The sequence below is a fragment of the Sphingomonas sp. 28-62-20 genome (genome assembly GCF_002281505.1).
In genome coordinates this window covers 1-1273 of the sequence record NZ_NCGH01000076.1, presented here as the reverse complement: position 1 = coordinate 1273, position 1273 = coordinate 1, and the positions used below count along the sequence as shown (strand labels likewise).

Annotated in this window: 3 protein-coding genes; all 3 read right to left on the bottom strand. The window is 60.0% G+C overall.

From position 1 onward, the window contains the following. Nucleotides 1-52: 52 nt before the first annotated feature. The 3 genes from rpsN to rplX are packed head-to-tail and all read right to left on the bottom strand — an operon-like array spanning nt 53 to nt 1254. On the bottom strand, nt 53-358 hold the full coding sequence (gene rpsN, locus B7Y43_RS20145; protein WP_374133432.1) for an uS14 family ribosomal protein: 306 nt from the start codon (nt 356-358) through the stop codon (nt 53-55). 1 nt (nt 359) lies between these two features. Continuing rightward, on the bottom strand, nt 360-941 hold the full coding sequence (rplE, locus tag B7Y43_RS20140; RefSeq protein WP_374133431.1) for a 50S ribosomal protein L5: 582 nt from the start codon (nt 939-941) through the stop codon (nt 360-362). Then, nucleotides 934-1254: a 50S ribosomal protein L24 gene (rplX, locus tag B7Y43_RS20135; protein WP_374133433.1), complete on the bottom strand. Its 321-nt coding sequence runs from the start codon at nt 1252-1254 to the stop codon at nt 934-936. The genes rplE and rplX overlap by 8 nt, the downstream gene beginning before the upstream one ends. Nucleotides 1255-1273: the final 19 nt, after the last annotated feature.

The window sequence follows — 1273 nt, the reverse complement described above, 5'->3', positions numbered from 1 at the left end:
GGATGCGGGTGAGCATATCACCAATGGGATCGGTCAGTGCCATATCTCGTCCTTACCAGCTCGACTTCGTAACGCCGGGGATCAGGCCCTTGTTGGCCAAATCGCGCAGCTGAATACGGCAGAGGCGGAACTTGCGGTAATAAGCGCGCGGGCGACCCGTGAGCTCGCACCGGTTGCGAATGCGCGTACGATTGCCGTTGCGCGGGATTTCAGCCTGCTTCAGGCGAGCGATCAGGCGCTCGGTATCGTCGAGCGACTTGTCGTTCGCAACTGCCTTCAGCTTGGCATAGCGGCCAGCATATTTCTTGACGAGCATCTTGCGGCGCTCGTTCTTGTTGATCGAACTCTTCTTCGCCATCTTATGCCGCCTTCTTCGCGTCTGCGTCTTCGATCGGGAACGGGAAGCCGAACAGGCGGAGCAACTCGCGCCCTTCCTCGTCGGTCTTCGCCGTGGTCGTGACGATCACGTCCATGCCGCGGATCTTGTCGACCTTGTCATAGCTGATTTCCGGGAAGATCAGCTGTTCCTTCAGGCCGCAGGCATAGTTGCCGCGCCCGTCGAACGACTTGGGGTTGAGCCCACGGAAATCGCGAACGCGCGGCAGCGCGATCGTGATGAAGCGATCAAGAAACTCGTACATCCGCTCACGGCGCAGCGTGACCTTGCAGCCAATCGGCATGCCTTCACGCAGCTTGAACTGCGCGATCGACTTCTTGGCCTTGGTCACGACGGGCTTTTGCCCCGCGATCAATTCCATTTCGCCGACGGCCTGCTCGACCTTTTTCTTGTCCTGCGTCGCTTCGCCCACGCCCATGTTGAGCACGATCTTTTCGATCCGGGGCACTTCCATCGCGTTCTTGTAGCCGAACTTCTCGGTCATCGCCTTCACGACAACGTCGTCGTACATCGACTTCATCCGCGGCACATAAGCATCAGCCACTGATCGTCTCCCCGGACTTCACGGCCACACGGACCTTTTTGCCGTCCTTGATGTCAAACCGCACGCGCGATGGCTTGCCGGTCTTGGGGTCGGCAATCGCCACCTTCGACACGTGCATCGGCGCTTCGATCTTTTCCAGGCCACCTTGCGGGTTCGCCTGGCTCGGCTTCTTGTGGCGGGTCGCGATGTTCGCGCCCGACACGATGACCTTGCCGTCCTTCGGGAAAGCACGGGTCACTTCGCCCGTCTTGCCCTTGTCCTTGCCGGACAGGATGACGACGGTGTCACCCTTCTTGATCTTGGCCGCAGCCATCACAGCACCTCCGGCGCGA

Bases quoted from the DNA above. Each gene is read 5' to 3' on its own strand.
- rplX (WP_374133433.1), bottom strand. From the start codon at position 1,254: ATGGCTGCGGCCAAGATCAAGAAGGGTGACACCGTCGTCATCCTGTCC.
- rpsN (WP_374133432.1), bottom strand. From the start codon at position 358: ATGGCGAAGAAGAGTTCGATCAACAAGAACGAGCGCCGCAAGATGCTC.